The sequence below is a fragment of the Mycolicibacterium canariasense genome (assembly GCF_002101555.1).
Lineage (GTDB): Bacteria > Actinomycetota > Actinomycetes > Mycobacteriales > Mycobacteriaceae > Mycobacterium > Mycobacterium canariasense.
In genome coordinates this window covers 16,800-37,600 of the sequence record NZ_LQOL01000044.1, presented here as the reverse complement: position 1 = coordinate 37,600, position 20,801 = coordinate 16,800, and the positions used below count along the sequence as shown (strand labels likewise).

The following is a 20,801-nucleotide window of genomic DNA, read 5'->3' as shown; positions in this document are numbered from 1 at the left end:
GTCAGCGGAAGCGGCCGATGATCGGGATCTTGTCCAAGATGCGGTCACGCAGCCGCGGCTGGGGCGGCGGGGCCGCCGGCGGAACGTAGACCGGCGGGGCCGGTGACACGTTGGCCGGCGCGGCGGGTTCGGGCGCGGGCGGCGGCGCGACGGGTACGGGCGCCGCGGGCGGTGGCGGTGCTTGCGCGACAGGCAAATTCATCAACGCAAACGGTTCGCGCGCCAGTGCACGGACGGTCTCGGCACTCGGCGCCGGCGGGGCCGGACGTGCGATCGGCGCCGATGCGGCGACGGGCTCGGTCGTCCGGTTGCTGTGCTCAGGCAGTCCTTGCGATCCGATGACCACCGACACCGACACCACCAACGCCACACTCGCCACGCCCAGCGCCGAAGTCAGCAGGCGCACCCGCGTGAACCGCGGCGCGCGCGGTTCCGGTTGAGGCAGGCTCGCCGCGTACGCCGAGGCCAGGGCGGCGCCCCGGGTCAGCGCGAAATCCGCCTCGGTTGCGGTGACCACCGGGCGGTCCGTCTCCTGCTGCAGGGCGTCAACCAGCTCGTCGGCATTTTCGGAGCCCAGGACGAACACCACGTCGGGGCTGGGGCGCGCGCTGCGCACAACCGCGCACACCCGGTCGATCAGGGTCGCGGCGTCCATCCGCTCGATCTGCTCGACCTCCACGCTGAAGCCGTCGACCGTCGCGACCATCGCGGAATCCGGCTCGACGATGCAGACGACCAGGAAATCGTGACCGGTCATCTCGGCGATGCCGCGGGCCAGCGCCTCGGTCGCCTCGACCTCGCGAACGGCCACCACGCGCGCTCCCCCGCCGTAGACGTCGAGCGCCTCGCGAACCTTGATGGCGGCCGACTCGGCGTCCGGCGTCCAGGTCAGACCGACGGCGTGCAGGTCTTCGTCGGCAGGCAGGGTGGCCAGGTAGTCCTCCACGTCGGCGGCGTCGAGCACGATGCGGTCCAGGTGCTCGCCCTGGCCAGTGGCACCGTCAACCAGCTCGCCGCGAACATCCCTCGTCGTCACCGAAAGGCCCAGTACGAGGCTCATGGAGTTCCCCCTGATCCATCGACTCTCGGGTTGAGGTTACCCATTTGTGACCATGGGCTCAGCGCAGGCCACACCGTCACGTCTGGCCGGTGGCCCGTGCGACGGCGACGTAAGGCCCGGCCAGTCCCGAATCGTGGGTACGAGCTGCCGGGCGACGGTTGGAGTGGATCGATGCTGAAGCGACAGGTGTGCCCAGCCCCCGGCGAACCAGATCGACATCGTTGCACTCACGCGTCTGTGTGGCGTCTCGGAGGCTGATTGCGCAGGTCAGAGCGAAGTCGACGGTGATGCGCGTCGTTCGACTCGTAACCATGTCGCCTCACTGCCCGCTGGTGTATGGGTATGGTTTGGTTGCAGATTGCTAGCATCTAGCTGTATCACCGCTACAGTTGGGGTATGCGCACGCTACACATCCGCAACGTCCCCGACGAGGTTATGGACCGCCTCGCAAGGTTGGCGCGCGCCACCAACTCATCGGTGACGGCAGTCGCGATCCGCGAGCTCGACGCAGCGACGCGACGCGTCGACAACGCAGCACTGCTCGCCTCGTTACCGGACTTGGCTATCCCGGCGGCCGACATCGCGGCCGACGTAGCCGCCGAGCGCCGGTGATCGTCCTCGATGCCTCTGCAGCGATCGCGGCCTTGCTGAACGGTGGGCAGGCGCGGCGCCTCGCCTCCGAACAAGTCGTCAATGCCCCGCACCTGGTGGACGCCGAGGTACTCAGCACCCTGCGCAGACAGACCGCCACGGGTGCCCTGACGCCTGCGCAGGCCCGGCAAGCGATTGATGTCTGGGCGAGACTGGGCATGAATCGGTATGCCGCGCAACCGTTGTTGGAGCGAGTCTGGGAGCTTCGGGACACGGTGACGGCGTACGACGCGATGTATGTGGCATTGGCGGAGGCCCTGGAGTGCCCCTTGCTGACCGCGGACGCGCGGTTGAGTCGAGCGCCAGGCATCCGCTGTGCGGTCACCGTCGTTCCGAACTGAGGTTCCGCCGCGGACGGTCCCACCGGTCAGAACCCGAAGTAGACCGCCGCCATATCCTCGTCGCCGTGCCCGGCCGCGCTCGCGGCATCGAAGGCCGCCCGAACCCCGTCGACCAATGCGGTCGACAGCCCCGAAGCGATGATCGCGTCGCGGATCAATCCGGTGTCCTTGCGGACGCCGTCGACGCTGAATTGCGGCGCGAAGGACGATTCGAGGATCGCCTTGCCCTTCGCCTGCAGATAGGGCGAACCCGCCGCCGAGCCGTCGAACGCGTCCAGGATCAGCTGCTGGTCGACGCCAAGGCTTTTCGCCAGCGCGAACGACTGCCCGATGGCCGCAGCGAGCGCGCCGATCCAGGCATTGCAGACAAGTTTGAGCCGCGATCCCATCCCCGGCTCGTCGCCTGCCCAGAGCGTCTTGGTGCCCATGGCGTCGAACGCCGGCTGCACCCGTTGGAGCAAGCTGCGATCACCGGACGGCAACATCACCAGTTTGCCCTGCTCGGCCGGCGCTTTGGTGCCCAACACCGGGCAGTCCAGGAAGGCGACACCATGCTCAGCGGCGGCGGCCGCAGCTTGGGCGGCGCCCTCGATACCGACGGTGGCGCATTGTACGAAGACGGCGCCGTCGGCCATCGCAGGCAGCGCGGTCCCCATCACCTCCAGGGTTGCCGTCGTGTCGAAGAGGATGGCAACGACGACGTCCGCTCCAGCGACGGCCTCAGCGGGATCGGACGCCACCTCCGCACCTGAGGCGGCCAACGGCTGCGCGCGCTCCGGTGTGCGGTTCCACACCACGACGTCGATCCCCTCGCGGAGCAGGGACTGCGCCATGCCGGCGCCCATGGCGCCCGTACCAAGAACCGCGACTCGCATGAGAGTCATTCTGCCGCGGGCGCCGGCGCCGCGCGCAGCCTAGGCTGCGGCCGCCGCGGAACTGCCAAGCAACGAGCCCCATTCCTCTTGCGCCGCAATATGGGCCGGACCCGGCGTCCCCTCCACCTGGCGGCAGGACGCCAGATCGACCAGAGCAAGCGCGATGGTCGACAGTGGCACACCGTGCCGGCGTGCGGCGGTACGCAGCTCATCGGCCGCGGCCTGTGGGGTATAGCGACGAAGTGCCAACAACACACCTTCAGCGGCGGCGAGCAATCGCTGCTCGTCCGATCCGACCACTGCACCCGACCTGGCATCTTGGGCAAACATTCGTCAGCACTCCTTCACGTTCTCCAACGATGAGCGGGACCATGTTCCTGGAGGGAGCATCGGTGCCAGCGGGACGCTGATACCCCGTCTGCCTGGGGTTTAATCACAACTGGCGGTGAAGGCGTGTGTGGTCGAGCACAGCACGGCGGATCAGCCGTAGTAGTCCAGCAGGGGCAGCGTCAGGATCGCCACTCCCGGCGCCCCCAACAAGAGCAGCAGAATGCCGACGGCGCGCACATTGTGGCCACCGCCCCAGATGATGCCGCCAGTCGCAGCTAGCACGCCACCAATGAGCAAACCGGTCGCCAGGTGAAGATCTGCGGAAACCTGCGCGGTACGGGTACCGCCATCGAAGTCTGCGGCGAACTCTGGGCTGCCCCAGACCGTCAACGTAAGCACCGCAGCTACTGCGAGGCAGATGGCTGAGCAGCAACACAGCATCAGGCCGAGACCGGCTGGGCGGGAGATTGATTCGCGAGCGGTGTAAGCGGGGAACTCAGCGGGCATACCGCCACCCTGCGGCAAAGGACACTGCGGCACATCGGTAAAACTACTCATCAGCGCCCGGCGACATCGACTGCTTTGGTTCGGGCTCGGACCGACCCGCGGAGTGCGCGGCTCAGACGGAGCACGGTTTTGGCCGTGGCGGGCGTCCGACACTAGGGACGACGAAAAGGAGCCGGCTAGTTGACCTTAGGCGCCACGTGCTCGGGTCCATCGGTTTCCGTCCCAGTAGCGGAACATTCGCGGATCACCAGGATCTTCGTACCACGACGCTGGCGGCAGCGGAGGCGCTGCGGCCGGCATCGTAGGTAGAGCTGGCCGTTCGGGCTCGGGGTCATACCGGGCCGGCAGTTGCACCGAACTCTCGACTTCCCCGGAAAGCACGTAATCCAATGGATCCACCTCAACCGCCACCAATCTGGGAAGCGTGACGAGCTCACCATCGAGAACGGCGCTGTCCGCCTCATTCGCCTTGATGCCGTCGATGCGGACTTCCGCGGCGACCGCTGATCCCTTGATGTCCCCCCAACAAACCGTTACCAATCCTCGCGATGCGAGGTGACGAATCATCGGTAGGAATCGCTGACTCATTTGCGGTGTCAGCTGACCGATCCTTTCATCGTCGATTCGGACTTCCACCACCGACTTCGCAGCCCCAGCACTGGCCGACGCGCATTCATGAAGCGAGGCGTACAACATCCCGTGGCCGCCAGTCGGAACGAACTTCAGCAGAGCATCCGAGTGTTCGTCTTCTTTCGTTACCTGAACAATCGTCGAACGGGGAATGATCGTGTAAGGCACTGACGGCGGGTCGTTGATCGGTAGTGCACACTGCGGATCACCCAGCTTGACTTGCACTTTCGCCGCGAAGTCCGCCGCCAAACCGCCTCGCCCGTCCCAGTCGTCCCAGCGCACTACGTCGAACGCGTAGAGCCGTCCCGGCACGACCGGAATGAAGCCGGATGCAATCACTCGACGAACCGCGTTGGCCCACGATTTGCAGTCGTCGCGAGGCAGGTACCCTACGGTACGACCATCCGCCCGTACCGAGATCGCCCAGCGATCATGCTCGTTATCCGGCTCAGGAACCAGCTCGAAGTTTCGCCGAAGCTCGAATCCGTCCCGCGGCCAGTCCTCGGGAAGCAAACTGCGAATCGTTGCACCATAGTGTTTCTCGCCGACGATGTCATAGTTGCACCAGTCACTACGCTGCTGATTCCAGAGCTCGTAATGTTCCGGCCTGGCACTCATGCTGCCCCCGTCACCACAACACCCGACGGCGCCACCCTCAACTTCCCAACGGCAACTGCACGTTCCAGCGCAGCGTCGAGGCGCACCGCCACACCCGCGCCCATCCGTTTTACTCCGAACAAGGCCATGGCTTGGCGTTTGAGATCGTCCTTCACAGCGCCACCGGATTGCGCAGCGACGACCACCATTGCATTGCCGATCTCCACGAGACTTACCTCGTCGATCGGGCGATTTTCCCCCGCCTTGGGTACTCGGACCGTCTGCCATGTCTGCGGCTGAATTCCTGTGGGCCAGTAGAAGTCCGCGTCCTCGGCCCGGGCGAACTCATCCGGGACCATGCTCTGGATGACCCGCTTGCGATCCTCGCTGACCCGCGAAAGCCCGAACGCGCCACCCACCAGCTTCGCCAACCGATCTTTGTGCACCGGTGCTTCCGCCTCGATGATCGACTCGATGATCTTCAAGACGTGAGAGCGGTTGTAACTGGTGTGGATCTCGTCGAGCACGCTCACGCCGCCGATCACGACGGCCGTCCACCCAGTGTAGTCAGCGAGGTTGAAGTGCCGCGGTGCATCTGTCGGGCGGGGCTGCGACGTAAGGGCAGACGCCGACTTGAATGCCACAACCTCTGGTTGAGCCGGCGGGAAAGGCACTTCAACGGGCTGGGCAACGGGCGGCTTTGTTCGCCGCTGCTTCGCAGCCGCCACCGCATCACGAATACGCGTTATCGTGGCCTCGCGCTGACTCAGCCATTCCGGCAACCAGATTCGCTCGACTCCTGGCCAGTGCAGCAGGTTCGACAGCACATCGACCGGGAGTCCGTCGCGATCGGCAACCGTACGGCGGCCGTACCACTCGGTGCCGTCGAGCAGGATCGCCACCAACGGCTGGTCGGGTTCGTCCGGATCGGATACCACCAGATCGACGCGGAAGTCGGACAGGCCGACGTCGGATCGGACCACAAGATCCTCGGCACGCAGTGCGACGGCGATGTCGTCGCGGTGCCGATCGATCACGGCATTGCGCCGACCGCCCTGGGTGATGGTCTCCACGCCCCGCTGAGCCATCTCCAGGTAGGCGCGCAGATGCTTGGTGCCGACCTGCGTCGTCTCCTCGGCACGGAGATCACCCGGGTCGAAGCTGGCATAGAGCACCACCTCACAACGGGCGCGGGTGATAGCGACATTGAGCCGACGTTCTCCGCCCGGCCGCGACAGCGGACCGAAGTTCAGCGGCACAAATCCCTTGTCATTCTTGCTGAACGCGACCGAGAACAAGATGGTGTCGCGCTCGTCGCCCTGCACATTCTCCAGGTTCTTGACAAATAGCCCATCCGGATGGTCCAACGCCTGCAGCAGCCGCTCATCCCCTGTGTCACGCAACAGGTTTTCGATCAGGTCGCGCTGTTGCGCGTTGAAGGTGATGACACCGATCGAGGGTGCCTTGTCAGGCGATTCGGCGAACCGGCGGCGGATGTCAGCCACGATGCGGTCAGCTTCGACCCGGTTGGTGCGTAGTGTCTTTCCCTTGCCGGACCGCTCGAAGTGCCCGTCGACTCGAACGAGCGAGATGCCATGCCCCGACGCGGACGTCCGTGGCGCGGGGAACGATGCCAGCCGGCCGTTGTAGTAGTGGATGTTGCTGAAGGCGATGAGCGCCTCGTCCTGGCTGCGGTAGTGCCAGGACAGCCACTGCTGCGGCACCAACGCCTGCACGCATTCGCTGAGGATCGATTCCTCGTCCGCGACCACCTCAGGGTTGGCATCCACTTTCTCCTCGTCGACGGCCGCGTTGGTCTCGGCGAAGCTGGTAGGTGGCATCTGCTTGCTGTCCCCGATCACCACAACGGCTTTCGCACGACCCATCGCACCGACGGCGTCGGCGACCCGGATCTGTGACGCCTCGTCGAACACGACGATGTCGAAGATGTCCGGCTGCGCCGGGAAGAACCGCGCCACCGAATCGGGGCTCATCAACGTGCAGGGCATGATCTGGGTGATCAGTTCGCCGAAGTTGTCCATCAAGCCCCGGACGCTCATCCCGCCGCGTTTGCGGTCCAGTTGGCGCTTGAGCAGACCAACCTGCCCGCTCTCGGTGTAGGCGTCGAATCTGCGCGCGGCCAATAATCCGGCAGGAATCGACCGGCACAACTCGTCGCGGATCGCTGCGGCGCTGCTGGTGAACCGGTCGATCGCCTTGCCGTGGGCGGCCACATCGAATTCGCTGAGCCCACTGGCGTCGAGACGCTCAGAGATCGACGTGACGGCCACCCCGCGGTCGAACGCCAGGCTGGCGTCTTCGGCCGCGACGTTGCCGGCGAGGATCTGCGCCCTGGCGTCCGGCATGTCCGCGCGAACCAGCGGTTCGACGTGCTGCAGCAGGGCAACCCAGCGTTCGATCGTCACCGGTGACTCCAGCTTGCGCCCATCGCGGCCCGACCACCACCGGGCGATGAAGCCCTCTCCGAACACGTCGGCGCCCGTCGCGTGGGCCAACTGCGTCCAGCCGGTTGACCAAGCCTGCAACGCCGACGCGAACGCTCCCGAGGCATGCGCACTGTAGAACGCACGCAAATCGGCAAGGCGCGGTTGGGCAGGATCGGTCGACAGAACCGCGCCGACCCGTCGCACCGCACTCACCGTCGCCGCAAGGTGCGTGGCATCCGCATGGATGAACGGATTCCATGCCCGGTCGAACACTGGCACCGGCAGAGCCGAAACCCGTTGCCGCAGATCAGTTACCACGGCGTGCCCCTGCTGCAACTGCTCGGTGAGCTTCGACAATGTCTTGAGGTCGACCGCTGCCTGGTCTACCGTCAGCACCTCGGCCAGCTGCGCAAGCACCGCACGGCGGCGCTTCTTGCGACCGAAGAAGCCGGATTGGTCGGCGGCCAGCGCGGCGGCGTGGATGGCCGGCACATCAAGGTCCACGACCGCGGGCGTGACGGTCGACAGCCACTCCGGCGTGGTTTGGCGCAGATGGGCCAGCATCTGTTCGATGCCGGTCAAATGTGCATGACCCTGTGGTGTGTGCAGCTGATCCAGGCCCGCCAACGGATAACGCGGTTCCGCAGTTAGTCCCGCCCAGACATCGACATCGTTAGGGTGGCGATACCTGGTGAGAACTTCCAACGCGATGCCACCGGCCTGCAGTTCGGCGAGTGCGTTGTCGAACATCACCGCTGCGCTGTGAATCCGGGCTGGGTCAAGACCGGTCGGCGGGACGGAATCGACGAATGCCCAGGGGTGATCCGGGCGTGGACGCGCATCGTCCACCTTCTCTGGCAACGTCCGAAGGGCCTGGGCGACGGCGTCGAAGACCGTCGGATCAGCGTTGGTGACCAGGCTTTTCGGTACAGAAAGCGGTGTCACGTCCTGATCGGCGGCGAGTTCCGAGGACCGGGCGGTGTACAGCGACTGGCCCACCGCGTTCGGTTCGTGCAGCCGTTCTGCGTAGCGCGCAAGGCTATGCCTGCTTGATTCGGCGACTTGCAGCTTGGTCTTCAGCAAGTCGGCGTCGTGGTTTAGCCGTAGCTCCAACGCATGTTTGATCTGCGCACGCACCGCCGCCGGCCGCGCGGACTTGTCGTGGATATCAAGGGAGAGCTCGCCGAGCCCAACACTTTCCAGGCGTTTCTTCACGACATCGAGGGCCGCACGCTTCTCGGCGACAAACAGCACCCGCCGCCCAGACGCCATTGCGTGCGCGAGCAGGTTGGTGATGGTCTGCGACTTGCCCGTTCCGGGAGGCCCTTCCAGCACAAAGGTGCGTCCGCCGACGGCGTCGGCCACGGCGCGCAACTGCGATGCGTCGGCCGGCACCGGCACGGTCGTGCCGAGTTCGTCGAGGTTCGGCTCAGCGCGGTCGGTGACCGGATCGACGAAAGGGCGCTGCGGGTTCTCGATGAGGTGGCGCACCAAGCTATTGCGGGACAGCTCTTTCCACGATTCGTCGAGGTCCTTCCACAGCGGGAACTTCGCGAACTGCAGAATGGACAGGTGGACGGTATCTTCGACCAGGAACGGCAGCTTGGCGTCCGCGACGGCCCGACGGACCGCGTTGAACGTGCCGGTCAGGTCGATGCCCGAGGCGTCCTCGTCGGGCTGGGCCAGCGCCGGGATCTCCAGACCCAGTGAGGTGCGCAGCTTCTCGACGAGACAGTAATTCGGCGTCGACGCACCCGCTTCGTCCATAGCGATGACGTAGCGTTCGCCCCGGTTGGTGGTGCGCAGTGTCACCGGCACCAGGACCAGCGGTGACTTCAGCGGCCGGTCCGCCAGTTCCCAGCTGAGCATCCCGAAGGCGAGATAGAGGTTGTTGGCGCCGGTCTCTTCGACGATGGTCTTCGCCTTGTTGGCCAGGTAGCGCAGCTTGCTCTTGTAGGACGCCGTCGTGATGTCGATGTAGGCGCCGTGCTTGTCGGCGAGCAGCAGTTCGCGGGCCGGTTCCGGTAAGTCGCGGCCGAAGCGGATTCCGCGGGCGATGTCGACGTTCTGGACTTCGTCGGAGCCCAGCAGCGAGATCTGGGCGCCGGCGTTGATGGCGTCCTCGAAGCGGCTCAGTGCCGGGCTAGGCACGTCGAGCCGATAGCCCGCGCGGTCGGTGTAGTTGATCAGCTTGTTGCGCAGGCTGAGGTCCAGCAGTGCGTTCTTCCACTGGCTGATGCGGGCGGGCACCGCGTCCGGTTGTGCCGCGTGCCGGGATTCGCTCTGGGTGTATGGGGCGATGACCGGGCCGGCTCCCGGCTTGTATTCGGAGACAACGACATTGCCGTCAGCATCGACACTGCGGCTGGGCAGCGGGAAGACCCGGGCCCGCCGAGCCTGCTGCACGTCGGTGACGCCGAGAACGTCGGTCAGGTTCTCTGCCAGGTGCCGGTTGCGCGGCGCGCGCCGGGCATCGTCGAACGTCGGGTCGGCGGCGGACTGGGTCACCATCGTTGTCTCGACGAGTCCGATATGGCCCAGGTCGACCTGGTTGATGACCTCGATGGGCTCGGTGGTGGAGACGTTCGACATGGCGCCGTCGATGCGCCAGTAACCCAGGAAGGCGTGACCGCGCAGCAGCCAGATGGTGGAGTTGATGCCGCACTGCTCGAAGACCGCGGCCATCACCAAGGTGGTGTCCAGGCAGGTACCCAGGCGCCCGTCGAGCACCTCGGCCGGGGTACGGACTTTCTGGCCGATGTCGCCCCAACTGGCCGGCGGTTCGGCGTAGCGGATGTCGCGGGCCTTCATGGCGTTGAACACTGCCCTGGCGATGGCATCGACCCGTTCGGGACTCTCGCTCTGATAGCCGTCCAACGACGAGTTGCCGGTCGCTGCTTTGAGCCGGTCCGAGACATCGAGCATCAGCGTGGCGACGGTCGCGGCGTTGGGCTGGATGTAGGTCGCGAGCATCTCGAGTGCGAGCTGCGGCGGGGTGGCCTTCCACTGGGTGGCGGCCAAGATGTTGACGTCCTTGGTGGCCTCGGCGAGGACCGCACCGGCGTTGTCCCGCAGGACGACACGGATCTCACCCGGACGCTGTTCATCGACGCGCAGCATCGACGCCGGATCGAGTTTGAGGTCGACGGTGCGCAACACGGTGGGTTGGTGAGCGAGCAGGTCGAGGTGGATCTCGGCGGGGTCACCGTGCGATCCGTCGGCGCTGACCACGCTCACCTCTAGGACCGCGCCGTGTCGGTCACCGCCCGTGTTATCGACGGTGATGTGCTCGACGACGGGGATGCGGCAATGGGCCATCGCATAGCTCAAGTCGCTGATGGCGACGATGTCGATGCGCGGCGCGTCCTCGGCCGGCGGTGGCGGAGCGGTCGTGGTTGTGGGCTCGACGGCGGTTGCCAGGGCGTGCCTGCCTACGGGAGCCGCTGGCGCGACCGCGGCTTTGAGCTGATGGACGCGCTCCGCGACGTCGGTGAACCCGATGGCGCGGAGCAGCAGTTCGGCCGAGTCGATGGCGCGGTAGGTCTCGGCGTCGCTGAACTCGCCGGTGTGCGCCCACTTGTTGCGGACCTCGCGCAGCTCCTTGGCGTAGATCTCGGCCTGTCTGGGCATGGCCTTGTTGAACGGATAGCCGAGGTCACCGAGTCGTTCGGTCATCGCGCGCAGCATGAGCGAAACGTCGCGGCTGCGATATTCCCCGCCTCCGCGCCCGTTCGCAGCATCCTTGGCCCGGAGCAGTTCAGCCCAGTCGGTGCCCGGAGGCAAGAGGCGGTTGAGCACCTGGCTGACGAACGGCGACAGGCCGCCGGCCAGCGTGGTCAGTGTCTGCCCGACGAGTTGATGGCGGTCAACGGCTTTCACTGCTTACACCCCTACCTTCGAACGAGTTTGCTGCCAATCAGCGCGTACGCTGAATGCCCTTGTGGCATAACCCGATGCAAAGGCCCATACATGTAACCATGACATCAAGCCCGCGGCAATATATGCGTATGGGTCAATTTGCTGTCGGTCGTGGCGGGAGGTGACCACTTGAGGCTCCGTTCATCGGGTTCCAGGGCCGCCGGTGGCGAGCCGGACAGATTCGCACATGCCACCGACAAGTTCGGTCGACGCAATCGGACGGACCGTGTCGGACTGCCCGGCTACGGTTTGCGAGATGTGATGGACCGTTGATCGTGGGGAGGATGCACGGGTGTACGGACGCAGTGACGACGAGTGGGATCGCATAGTCGACGATGCGGTGGGCTTTCTGATTGACCAGGCTCGCCTAAAGCGGACCGTCAGCTACAGCGAGCTGAACTCGGCGTTGGCCCGCGCCGCCGGTCATATCCCCTTCGACTTCGGCCTGGAGCGTGACCGTGCCGCTGTGGGAGGGGTGCTCGGCGATGCCGTGCGCCGCACGATTGGCGAGTCCGGCGTCATGCTGTCGGCCATCGTGGCGTACATCGGCCAGAACGATCCCGGCCCGGGGTTCTACAAGTTCGCCACCGAACTAGGCCTGCTGCCTAACACGGCAACCGCCGACGACAAGCTGGCGTTCTGGTCGAGGCAGATCAAAGCAGTTCACGAACACTACGCGCGCCCGGCCCGGCAGCGGCTGCCATGAGCGATCTGCAACAGCGGGTTCTGTCCTTCGTTGCCGAGCCCGCCATGCGGCTGATTGAGCAGTTCTTTGACACCGAAGGCTCGTTCGCCGCCACGACATTCGACACCTTGCCCGACAACGACCGCATCCGCTTCACCACGACAGACCTACTGGCGGTGACTCTCCTCGACGTCGCACTCCCGCCATCCTCGGTCCGCAGCCTGCTGGAAAGCGACGCCAGCAAATTCAACGGTCTGCTCGCGGCCGTGCCCGGAGATGTGGACCTGTGGGATGCGTCCGACGAGGACCTGGCCCATGCCGAAGCTCTCTACTGGGCGCTGCGCAAACTTCCCAAGGTAGGCCGAACCCGGGCGAGCAAGCTGATGGCCCGTAAGCGGCCCCGCCTCATCCCGGTGGTCGACAGCGTCATCATCGAGGCCTTGCATCTCGGAGACGATTCCTGGATAGCGCTGCGTGCCTGCCTCAGTGACCCCGCGGTCCGGGACTCGATCGAAGCCAGTCGTCCAGATAACGCACCCGCGGAGTCGATTTCGACACTTCGCCTGCTCGATGCGGCGGTGTGGATGCGGTGCAGTCAGTCACGGAATGCGAAGGCCGCAAGGCGGAACGCCGGAATCGATTCCTGACCGATCACGCCGGTAGCAGGGACGCCACGACCTTGCACAGATGCGTGACCTCGGCTGCGGACGGCTGCAACTCGAACGCATGCACGTGACAGGCCGCACTGAGCCGGTTCCAGGCGATCGCCGCCGAGTCGGCCGCCTCCGCAGTATCCAACGAGCGCAGCACCGCCAGCTTGCTGCGCATGCTGGCCCAGGACGCCGGCGCACCGACTTCGATACACCGTTGGTCGACAACTAGTTCCAGCGCCTGACGCGCCAGGAAAGCCGCCATGCGCGATGAAAGGCCATCCGGACGTGGATCGTTCAGAATTCGTTGCGCCTGACCGAGCAGCTCAACGGCGCTCACTAGGAGCCCACAAGGTCGTTGACCGCGCGCTCCAGGTCGCGAACATCCGCCTTTGACAGTTTGCCGACCTTCCCGTGCGCGCCGACGTTTCCGATGTCCAGCACGTTCTTTCGGCCCGGTTGCGCAGCGAGCCAACCCGACACATCGGCCTTCGCGTCGCCCAGAACCGCCAACGCGAGGCGCTGGCGGGTGGTCTTGGCCGCCTGCCACTGCTCCTCGGCGACCGTACGTTCCGTCCCCGCCATCGACTGCCGTGCGTAGTGCGCCTGTTTGGCCGCGGACTCCAGCGCCATCCGGAACAGGTTCGGCGCCACCCGGCCCTTCACGTCGTCGTGGAGTTTGTCATCCTGGATCATGGCGAAGGCATCGTCGATCAGGCGCCGGGCAGGGTCGATGTTGGGGCGCACCCTGACCTTGGACCCCACTTCGCGAACGACTTCGATTAGTCGGGCGTCGATCCCAGTTTCCCTGATGACCGAGGCCAGCCGGTCGTCGTGGGAGAACACCACGACCTGGTGAGTGCGGGCAATGTCGGTGAGCACTCGGACGAATCCATCGATCTTCGACGGGTCCATCGCCTGGATCGGATCATCGAGCACCACAAAGCGGAACGGACTCTTCACCGAGGTGGCGCGTGGCAGGAACAGTGCCAGTGCGACTGCGTTCTGCTCCCCCTGGCTCATCACCGACAGTGCCTGCGTCGGCTCGCCATCGACAGATCCGCCGAGGACGGCCTTGCGCTTGGTCGCGGTGCCCGTCAGGCTGATCTCACCTAGGTCGACATTACTTTCCTGTCGCAGCTCGGCCCAGATCTGACGGGCCTGCGCCGCAATCGGTTTGAGACGAAGATTGCGGAACTCGGCGCCCCGTGTGGTGGCCCAGCTCCGCGCAGCGGTGATCGCCTTGAAGTGATGGTCGAGTTCCTGCGCCCGGCGCTCCGCTGGGATCCACGCCGCAACCTGTTCGGCCACCGGGCCCCAGGCATCCTCGCGTTCCGCCAGCGCCTTGGTCGCCTCATCTCGTAGCGCCTCGGCGGCTGCCACTGCCTCAAGCAAAGCCGTTTCGAGGAAGGCGGCGCATGCTAGGTGATCGACAGGTAGCACCCGAGCCCCCTCGACGGCCGTGTTATACGCCTCGAGGGTGGTCAGCGCCACGCCGCGGATCGCCTGCGCGGGTTGCAGTTGCCTAGCCATGGCGTCGGCGTCAGCACGGGCAGATTTAAGTTCGGCTACTGCGCGTCGGTACTCGGCGACCGAACGCTCCCCCTCTAAGACGGCCGTCCGCGCCTGGTCTGCCCAACTGTCGTCGAGTCGTCCGTCCCCGCATACCGGGCAGTCGGTATCGCCGGCACGGGCGTGATAGTCCAGAGCGCTGTGCAGCAGATCCACGCGCTCGGCGGTCAGCGCGACCATATCCTGCTCGCTACGTCGCAGCGCCTCCGCGGCGGCACGTAACCGCGTCACACAGCGCTCGATGTCCGCGATCTGCGGCAGGACAACCTCGCTCAGCGCTTCGAGCGGCCGGATCACTTCTTGTTCTGCGGGTCCAGATCCGGTCACTACGGCCACGATCTCGTCGAGCGGGCGCACATGCTTCTTGAGCAACTTGGCCAGCGGGGCTGCCCGCTCGTCGTCGGCTGCCGACAGTGCGACGATGGCCTGCTTGCGCGCGGCATCAGCCGTGTCGCGTACCGACTTGACGTCTTTCAGGTCAGCGGCGAGCTTCTTCTCAACGGCAGCAAGGGCTTCGAGGCCGAGCAGTTGGGCCAGCGCGTCGTACAGCGCGGATGGTCCACCGTCGAAGAGCCGGCCCAGTTCCTCGTAAGTCAGCACTGGGCGGTACAGCTCGAGAGCGTCCGCCCAGCCCAGGCTGTCAATCCCGTCGATGGCCTGCCCGCCGTCGTGCTGTGTCCATAGCGTGCGATCCGCCAGGTCTGCGTCTGCTTCCCAGTCCACCCCGACCACGACCGGACCATTGCCCTCGCGGGTGAACCCGACCCGCAACGCGCAGGGGTTCGGTTTATGCAGATTGCGCCAGGATTCCGACCACAGAGCCTGCTTGCCGCGCCAGCGGTAGCTGCTTCCTGTCAGTGCCAGCTCGACAGCCTCCGCGAAGCTGGACTTTCCGGAACCGTTGCGGCCGCTGATGACCGTCAGGCCCGGGGCCGGGTGAAGATCGAGTTTGGCGGTGGAGCCGATGCCGCGGAAACCGGACACCGTGATGTTGGTCAGATAAGTCGCCGACCAGCCGCTTTGTGCGGTGCCGTCGGTTTCGTCAACGACGTCGGCGAGGGCGCTCAACACGATTTCCCGTGCCATCGCATCGAGCGCGTTATCCGCGTCTAATAACTGCAGGATCGCGTCCTGGACGGACTGCTCGGCGTCGTCAACAGGATCACGTTCGGTTTCCGCCACAAGGTGATTGAACTACGAGGAGGCGACATTCGAAGTCAGAATCGTCAGCACAGCGGCCCGGCTTACACGTTCGGGCGCGGTACGCGATCGATGAACCGAGTCACGGCGTTACGCGAAGCAGTATCGGCCGACAGCCACTCTCCTCCCATCCCGAGGATAAATTCGCTCAGCTGCGGTGAATGCTGCCGCCAGCCGCAGATTTCCTGACGTACGCAGTTCTTAATCGGCCATAACCAGCTAAAAACTGCCAGCACATAGGACTCCGGCACTGGCACAGTCACTTCCATCGCCTCAGAACTTAGCCTCATTAGCAGGTGTCCCCTCTGGCTTCCCAGATAGTTCTGACGCGCTGTCAACGGGGATCGGCTCCTCCGGCCATGCAACATCTACGCCTCCTACTCGATGCTCGGTCGGCACCAACGGATACTGCATCGAAAGGTATGCGGCAAGTGACTTCTCGTCGAACAAACCCATCCTGCGCAAGACCTGAACCAGATCTTTGCCCGTCATGAAAACGATTGGGTCCTGGTCTTCTCGAACTTCTTGGTAGGCCTGAGCGGCAACGAATGCCGTCGTGACGAACACCCCGAACTCTCGGTGCTTGATCCGGGCGAGCCGACTCACGAACTTGACGCCAACACCGCCAGCGTCGGGGGCGTAGCACTTCGCCTCAAGGGCGAACTGCAGCCGCACGGGATCCTCATTCGGGCCGATACGGAATTCGCCAATGGCGTCCCGCCCACCGTCGCGACTAGGCCGTGTTACTTCAACCGACGCGACATGCGGATCGGAGTTAATCCACATATCTGCCGCGAAGTGTTCAAACTGGAATGGGGAGTCGGCGAAATATCTGTGGACTGCACGGATCATCCACATATCACTAGGTTTCGGCCGTTGTTCTTCCTTGCTGCGCACAGTAAGGCTGCGTGGTGCTTCGAGCGCTCGGTAGATCCTCGCTCTGACCAGGGCCGCCATTCGGCGGGGCAAGTTTCCCCGAGTGGATTTCCCGCGACAACCTCATCGAGCCACTCTCGCCGAATGATCGGCGTCTGCAGAACGGTGAAGTGGGAACGATAGTTCTGGAATCGCAGATTGCGCGTAGTACGCCATACCGCGACAAGTTCTTCGTCACTCGTTAGGCGCGGAGACCCAGGCGCAAGCAATCCCCGGAAAATGACATCTCGGCCGCTGACTTTTTCAAAAAGAAGTACGGGCGGCACTTTTCGCCGTTCGTCTGCACCTGCACGAGATGCGGCAAAAATATTCCGTAGCAGCAGATTTCCACCTCGCGGGGTATCGTGAATAACCCTGCCAGGTTTCCGGTTGTCCCCATAGTAAGTGAAATCACCTGTCGTAGGATCAATCTGGTCGGGCCAGTCAACCTCCGCCCTCGACGTATACAGCACCACGAGCCGCACGGTCTCTTTCACTACGCTTCCTGCGAAGCGAAACCCTCCTTGGTTGCCGACCGGCAGGAGTTTTCCGATCGCGTCGTCTCCCGCATGACCGTGAGTTCCGCCCGAGTAAACGCGGTCCAGGACGAGGTCAGCCGCCGCCAGCTGACCGAACGGAACCTTCTCCACCGCAGTCACCTCCGGCTCCGTAGCGAAGACTCTGTGTCAAACGAAGTAAGACTTTGGATGTCAGTCCCGCATTGATTGGACGCTAGGCCGAACAGCACCAGCACATCTGGTCATCGACGCCGCGTGCAGTGCCCAACGGCCACAGCGCATATCGGTATACGACGTGACTCTTTCTGGGCTGTCCAGACGCGCCGTTTCAGCTTCTCAAGCGCTGCGCGCCACCAAGGAGCTGTTTTGGCGCGCTTTTGCCTGTCGCCCCGCGAGCACCTGGGCAATGCTCCCACCGACGGCTGCGGCGACAGGAGGCGGGAACGCGTTGCCAATCTGCCTATAGGCGGCGGTCTTTCGTCCATAGAACACCCAATCCTTCGGGAAACCTTGGATCGCCGCAGCCATCTCGAGAGTTAAGCGCGGGACATGATGAAACGGCGTACTTGCGTCTGGCCCGGAGTTCGCGAGGCCCCTGCCGTCGACTCCGAGTTCCAACCAAGCCGCGCGCGCTCGAGTCGGCCCGAGGTCTGGCCCGCCATGCTTCCGCGAACCACCAACAATCGTTGGGCCTATATCGTTCGCCCTTTTCACCCAAGCTGCCGCGCCTGGCCAGCCGTCTCTCGCCATCAAAGGCTTGAGCACCTCACCGACCGTCGTAGTTTTTGCATGTGGTGTTGGCCATTGATAGCTGTCGAAATACGCGCTCTTGAGAGCAACGAGGATAAAGCGCGGTCGTAGCTGCGGCACGCCAAAATCGCTGGCATTTAGCACTTGCCAATCAGCGCGATAACCCATTGAAGCCAATGCGTCGAGGACCCATTGCCGATACCCGTCGAACTTTGCAGTCGACAACCCGCGAACATTCTCAAGCATCACCGCAGCCGGTTTGGCTTCGGACACCAGTCGGAGTGCTTCCGGAAACAGGTCTCGCTCGTCGTCCTTCCCGAGTTGTTTGCCAGCGATCGAGAAAGGCGGGCAAGGCACGCCGCCCGCAAGCAAGTCGATCCCACGATACGGACGACCGTCGATCTCGCGCACATCACCCTCGTGGACCTTCCACTGCGGCCGATTGATCCGCAACGTTTCGCAAGGTTCGGGCTCGATCTCTACTGCTAGCTCGTGCGCGAAACCTGCTTGTTCTAGTCCGAGAGACTGTCCGCCGGCTCCTGCGCAGATTTCTAAGCAGCTGAGTGTGTCCATCATCTGTTACCTCCGTGAGGGATCGAACCTATGTTCGATTTGGCTCGATCATGACTTACCCCACCGACAAGTGCTAGCACCGTCGTAGATTAGTCGGGTGATTGCCAAACGTGGCGCACCCACGCCGACGATGCCTGCCTACACGACGTCGCCAGGTCGATCGCGCAATATGGCTGCAATCCGCCGTACCGACACGAAACCCGAGGTCGCTGTGCGGTCCGCGCTTCATCGCCGTGGCTATCGCTTCCGGAAAGACTTACCGCTGCGTGTTGATGGGCGGCTCGTCCGTCCTGACATCGTCTTCACCAAGCACAAAGTCGCGGTCTTCGTGGACGGGTGTTTCTGGCATTGCTGCCCAGAGCACGGCCACCGGCCAAAGGTTAATGGCGCGTATTGGTCTCCGAAGCTAGAAGGCAACGTCAAACGGGATCGTGAACAAACGGGAGCTCTCAGATCTGCCGGCTGGACGGTCCTGCGGTTCTGGGCGCACAACCCCGCTGACTTGGTGGCCAACGCTGTCGATGAGCTCTTACGTTCCGGTTCACCCGGCGGTGAGACTAGTTGTTCTGACCTGAGACGTTAGGTACGCGACTAGCGGGTGCTTGACCGTGTGCGGGCGTGGCCGCGGTGAAAATTGTAGGTATGCGGCCAGCGCTAGATTCGGCGCAGCGTTCGGCATGGCTGCGGTAGAGCCGGGGGTAGGCCAACTCATCGGTCAAGGTATGGTGGAAGCGCTCCACTTCCCGTTGGTCTGTGGCCGATAGGGTCGGGTTCGCCGGTGCTCGATGAGGCCGAGGGCATCTCGGAATGCGAACGATCGGTAGCAGGAGCCGTTGTCAATCAACACTTTCTGCACTGCTATGCCGCACTGGGCGAGCCAACTATTGGCGCGTGACCAGAACGCCTCAGCCGTTTGTTTGCGCTCGTCGGTCAACAGCTCGCTGTAGGCCAGCGGCGGGTGCGCCTCGATCGCGGTGCAGAAAGTGATAGCCGCGCGCAGGCCGTTAGCGCTTATCGAGGACGCTAGGGCTGCGGTCCGCTCGGGAATTGCGCTTCCCGGCGCTGCGGGCGAGTAAGTGCCAACCACCGGCGGCGCGGATCTTGCCCAGCCTCTTAACTCTACGTGCACAAGATCACCGGGATAAGCCAACTCCATCCGCCGGTGGGCCGGTCGCTCAATCCATCACAGTCTGGCCAGGCCGGTGGAGGGATGAATGCCCAGCAAGTAGCTCATCCGCGCTGGTCGACCTGACCCGTTTCTTCATCCACGGTATGCGCAACCACCGAAAGCACGTGCAGGTCCAACACCACACACATACCGTTCAAACACAGCGGAGGCCTCCTGGCCTGCAACTGGGGCTCTACCGGTGCGAGTGTTCACTCGACACCGGCAACCCACGTCCGATTGCAGCCCGACGCCTCGAGTCAGCCTCCATACCGTCTAGTTCTCCCTGACGCCTCGGTCGGGCAATGTGGGTGCTTCACAGATCGGATCCTCAGGGCTTGCCCGCTTCCAGCGGCATCCCTGGATCAGCGGATCGTTGTTGCCACCAGGTGTTACTCGAACGGAGATGTAGTGCTTGTCATCTGGCTGCGGAACGCCCAGCGCTTTGGCGAGATGGGTGTGATAGCTGCTCAGGATGATGTAGCCCTCCGGCTTTAACGCACTGCGGGCACCACCGTTCATGCGTACTCGCTTCTGATCGTCCAATTGCATCGCGACGGTTCGTACAGTGTTGCGATGCACGAGTCGGCCCTCGGCTGCGCGGAACAATCGATTGACGCGCTGCGTGCCATAACGACTAGCGAAGATGTGCGTGACGACCTCATCGGGCAATTGCAACAATATGCTCGCGGGAATCGGTGCGTTACGCCACAGCCATCTAATCGACCGGCGTCCGGCAGGGTTTAGGGAACTCTTCTTGTCACGGTTGGCACCTTCGCGTCGATACGCCTCGACGACACGAATGAGTCCTAGTGAAAACTGGGCATCAGGATCGCTTCCGGTAGCGACAAGAGCGATCTCATCGAAAACCTCCGGTGGAAGCATCCAGCCCCCTTCAGACTGGCTCCACTTGGCATCCACCTGGTGACCCGCGATGCGATAGTCAGTTTTGTCGCCTCCGTCGAAACCAAACTCGCGCTGGGCATTGATCTCGAATACCGTACCGAAGTGGGTCTTCTCAGTTTTCATCAACTGGGACCAGCGGAAGCGGCCCGTCTCGGGGCCGTTGTAAATCATGTCGTACGTATGCCGTATTACTGCGCCCCATCGCGCGCCCGTTGGATCGAGACCAAGAATCTCTGCGGCTACCTCTTCAACGGCCGAATCGACGTGCTGATCCTCGGTCACTCGCGGGAACTTACCGGACGTGGCTGAGAGCATGGCGTCGCCCACTGCTATTTCGGGAAGCGCCATACCTCGTGATGACCCGACTGGATAACAAGCCATGGCTGGGGCCCGCACTCACTCATTAGGTTCTACGGCTGCAAGCTGCCCATCTGCAATCAATCCTGATCTGGCAATGGCGTCCCATGATTACCACGAACCAGACACGCTCTGGCCGTTCGACCCAAACTTG

Annotated in this window: 17 protein-coding genes and 1 pseudogene; 5 read left to right on the top strand and 13 right to left on the bottom strand. The window is 64.0% G+C overall.

Annotation, left to right across the window (positions count from 1 at the left end):
* Position 1: 1 nt before the first annotated feature.
* Positions 2 to 1,060 carry a DUF7159 family protein gene (locus tag AWB94_RS11070; RefSeq protein ID WP_062658071.1) on the bottom strand — a complete coding sequence of 353 codons (1,059 nt, stop codon included), beginning with the start codon at positions 1,058 to 1,060 and terminating at the stop codon, positions 2 to 4.
* 396 nt (positions 1,061 to 1,456) lie between these two features.
* Between AWB94_RS11070 and AWB94_RS11065 the strand changes: the two genes are divergently transcribed.
* Positions 1,457 to 1,672 carry a hypothetical protein gene (locus AWB94_RS11065; protein ID WP_062658070.1) on the top strand — a complete coding sequence of 72 codons (216 nt, stop codon included), beginning with the start codon at positions 1,457 to 1,459 and terminating at the stop codon, positions 1,670 to 1,672.
* Positions 1,669 to 2,052: a type II toxin-antitoxin system VapC family toxin gene (locus tag AWB94_RS11060; RefSeq protein ID WP_062658069.1), complete on the top strand. Its 384-nt coding sequence runs from the start codon at positions 1,669 to 1,671 to the stop codon at positions 2,050 to 2,052. The genes AWB94_RS11065 and AWB94_RS11060 overlap by 4 nt, the downstream gene beginning before the upstream one ends.
* Before the next feature lie 26 nt (positions 2,053 to 2,078).
* On the opposite strand, the gene AWB94_RS11055 is transcribed toward AWB94_RS11060, so the two are convergent.
* The 5 genes from AWB94_RS11055 to AWB94_RS11035 all read right to left on the bottom strand — a co-directional run bounded on the left by AWB94_RS11055 (position 2,079) and on the right by AWB94_RS11035 (position 11,317).
* Complete coding sequence (locus AWB94_RS11055; RefSeq protein WP_234811699.1) at positions 2,079 to 2,927, bottom strand: NAD(P)-dependent oxidoreductase; 849 nt, start codon at positions 2,925 to 2,927, stop codon at positions 2,079 to 2,081.
* A 39-nt stretch (positions 2,928 to 2,966) separates the two neighbouring features.
* Positions 2,967 to 3,257 carry an ANTAR domain-containing protein gene (locus AWB94_RS11050; protein ID WP_062658067.1) on the bottom strand — a complete coding sequence of 97 codons (291 nt, stop codon included), beginning with the start codon at positions 3,255 to 3,257 and terminating at the stop codon, positions 2,967 to 2,969.
* Positions 3,258 to 3,407: 150 nt separating this feature from the next.
* Complete coding sequence (locus AWB94_RS11045; RefSeq protein WP_062658066.1) at positions 3,408 to 3,764, bottom strand: hypothetical protein; 357 nt, start codon at positions 3,762 to 3,764, stop codon at positions 3,408 to 3,410.
* A 186-nt stretch (positions 3,765 to 3,950) separates the two neighbouring features.
* Positions 3,951 to 5,012 (bottom strand): DUF2510 domain-containing protein, encoded by a 1,062-nt coding sequence (locus AWB94_RS11040; protein WP_084395316.1) that lies wholly within the window; start codon positions 5,010 to 5,012, stop codon positions 3,951 to 3,953.
* Entirely contained in the window at positions 5,009 to 11,317 is a 6,309-nt protein-coding gene (locus tag AWB94_RS11035) for an anti-phage protein ProA (protein ID WP_062658064.1), read from the bottom strand. Before AWB94_RS11035 ends, AWB94_RS11040 begins: the two co-directional genes overlap by 4 nt.
* A gap of 331 nt (positions 11,318 to 11,648) precedes the next feature.
* Between AWB94_RS11035 and AWB94_RS11030 the strand changes: the two genes are divergently transcribed.
* Together AWB94_RS11030 and AWB94_RS11025 are read left to right on the top strand one after the other, a co-directional pair.
* A complete protein-coding gene (locus AWB94_RS11030; protein WP_062658063.1) occupies positions 11,649 to 12,062 on the top strand; it encodes a hypothetical protein in 414 nt (137 codons plus the stop codon).
* Positions 12,059 to 12,688 (top strand): DUF6308 family protein, encoded by a 630-nt coding sequence (locus AWB94_RS11025; RefSeq protein ID WP_062658062.1) that lies wholly within the window; start codon positions 12,059 to 12,061, stop codon positions 12,686 to 12,688. Before AWB94_RS11030 ends, AWB94_RS11025 begins: the two co-directional genes overlap by 4 nt.
* A 4-nt stretch (positions 12,689 to 12,692) precedes the next feature.
* Here AWB94_RS11025 and AWB94_RS11020 read toward each other — a convergent pair whose 3' ends face one another.
* The 5 genes from AWB94_RS11020 to AWB94_RS11005 all read right to left on the bottom strand — a co-directional run bounded on the left by AWB94_RS11020 (position 12,693) and on the right by AWB94_RS11005 (position 18,222).
* The gene (locus tag AWB94_RS11020) at positions 12,693 to 13,031 is read right to left on the bottom strand and encodes a hypothetical protein (RefSeq protein WP_062658061.1); all 339 of its coding nucleotides are present in this window, start codon (positions 13,029 to 13,031) and stop codon (positions 12,693 to 12,695) included.
* Positions 13,031 to 15,445, bottom strand: a complete 2,415-nt coding sequence (locus AWB94_RS11015; RefSeq protein WP_062658060.1) for an AAA family ATPase — start codon at positions 15,443 to 15,445, stop codon at positions 13,031 to 13,033. Before AWB94_RS11015 ends, AWB94_RS11020 begins: the two co-directional genes overlap by 1 nt.
* A gap of 291 nt (positions 15,446 to 15,736) precedes the next feature.
* Positions 15,737 to 16,315: a restriction endonuclease gene (locus AWB94_RS35520; protein WP_201029576.1), complete on the bottom strand. Its 579-nt coding sequence runs from the start codon at positions 16,313 to 16,315 to the stop codon at positions 15,737 to 15,739.
* Positions 16,312 to 17,037: a hypothetical protein gene (locus AWB94_RS35515; RefSeq protein WP_201029575.1), complete on the bottom strand. Its 726-nt coding sequence runs from the start codon at positions 17,035 to 17,037 to the stop codon at positions 16,312 to 16,314. Before AWB94_RS35515 ends, AWB94_RS35520 begins: the two co-directional genes overlap by 4 nt.
* Positions 17,038 to 17,232: 195 nt before the next feature.
* Positions 17,233 to 18,222, bottom strand: a complete 990-nt coding sequence (locus AWB94_RS11005; protein ID WP_084395315.1) for a DNA cytosine methyltransferase — start codon at positions 18,220 to 18,222, stop codon at positions 17,233 to 17,235.
* Positions 18,223 to 18,349: 127 nt separating this feature from the next.
* On the opposite strand from AWB94_RS11005, the gene AWB94_RS11000 reads away from it, so the two are divergent.
* The gene (locus tag AWB94_RS11000; RefSeq protein ID WP_084395314.1) at positions 18,350 to 18,802 is read left to right on the top strand and encodes a very short patch repair endonuclease; all 453 of its coding nucleotides are present in this window, start codon (positions 18,350 to 18,352) and stop codon (positions 18,800 to 18,802) included.
* Here the strand turns inward: AWB94_RS11000 and AWB94_RS35780 are convergent.
* Positions 18,777 to 19,462, bottom strand: a pseudogene (locus AWB94_RS35780) (integrase core domain-containing protein); the annotation flags it as partial. The gene AWB94_RS11000 and the pseudogene AWB94_RS35780 sit on opposite strands and share 26 nt — an antisense overlap.
* A gap of 198 nt (positions 19,463 to 19,660) precedes the next feature.
* On the bottom strand, positions 19,661 to 20,572 hold the full coding sequence (locus AWB94_RS10990) for a NaeI family type II restriction endonuclease (RefSeq protein ID WP_234811698.1): 912 nt from the start codon (positions 20,570 to 20,572) through the stop codon (positions 19,661 to 19,663).
* Positions 20,573 to 20,801 lie beyond the last annotated feature (229 nt).

Excerpts from the sequence above, each read along its gene's own strand:
- AWB94_RS11070 (WP_062658071.1), bottom strand. The coding sequence starts at position 1,060 with ATGAGCCTCGTACTGGGCCTTTCGGTGACGACGAGGGATGTTCGCGGC.
- AWB94_RS11065 (WP_062658070.1), top strand. The coding sequence starts at position 1,457 with ATGCGCACGCTACACATCCGCAACGTCCCCGACGAGGTTATGGACCGC.
- AWB94_RS11055 (WP_234811699.1), bottom strand. The coding sequence starts at position 2,927 with ATGCGAGTCGCGGTTCTTGGTACGGGCGCCATGGGCGCCGGCATGGCG.
- AWB94_RS11050 (WP_062658067.1), bottom strand. The coding sequence starts at position 3,257 with ATGTTTGCCCAAGATGCCAGGTCGGGTGCAGTGGTCGGATCGGACGAG.
- AWB94_RS11045 (WP_062658066.1), bottom strand. The coding sequence starts at position 3,764 with ATGCCCGCTGAGTTCCCCGCTTACACCGCTCGCGAATCAATCTCCCGC.
- AWB94_RS11040 (WP_084395316.1), bottom strand. The coding sequence starts at position 5,012 with ATGAGTGCCAGGCCGGAACATTACGAGCTCTGGAATCAGCAGCGTAGT.
- AWB94_RS11025 (WP_062658062.1), top strand. The coding sequence starts at position 12,059 with ATGAGCGATCTGCAACAGCGGGTTCTGTCCTTCGTTGCCGAGCCCGCC.
- AWB94_RS35520 (WP_201029576.1), bottom strand. The coding sequence starts at position 16,315 with ATGATCCGTGCAGTCCACAGATATTTCGCCGACTCCCCATTCCAGTTT.
- AWB94_RS11005 (WP_084395315.1), bottom strand. The coding sequence starts at position 18,222 with ATGATGGACACACTCAGCTGCTTAGAAATCTGCGCAGGAGCCGGCGGA.
- AWB94_RS11000 (WP_084395314.1), top strand. The coding sequence starts at position 18,350 with ATGCCTGCCTACACGACGTCGCCAGGTCGATCGCGCAATATGGCTGCA.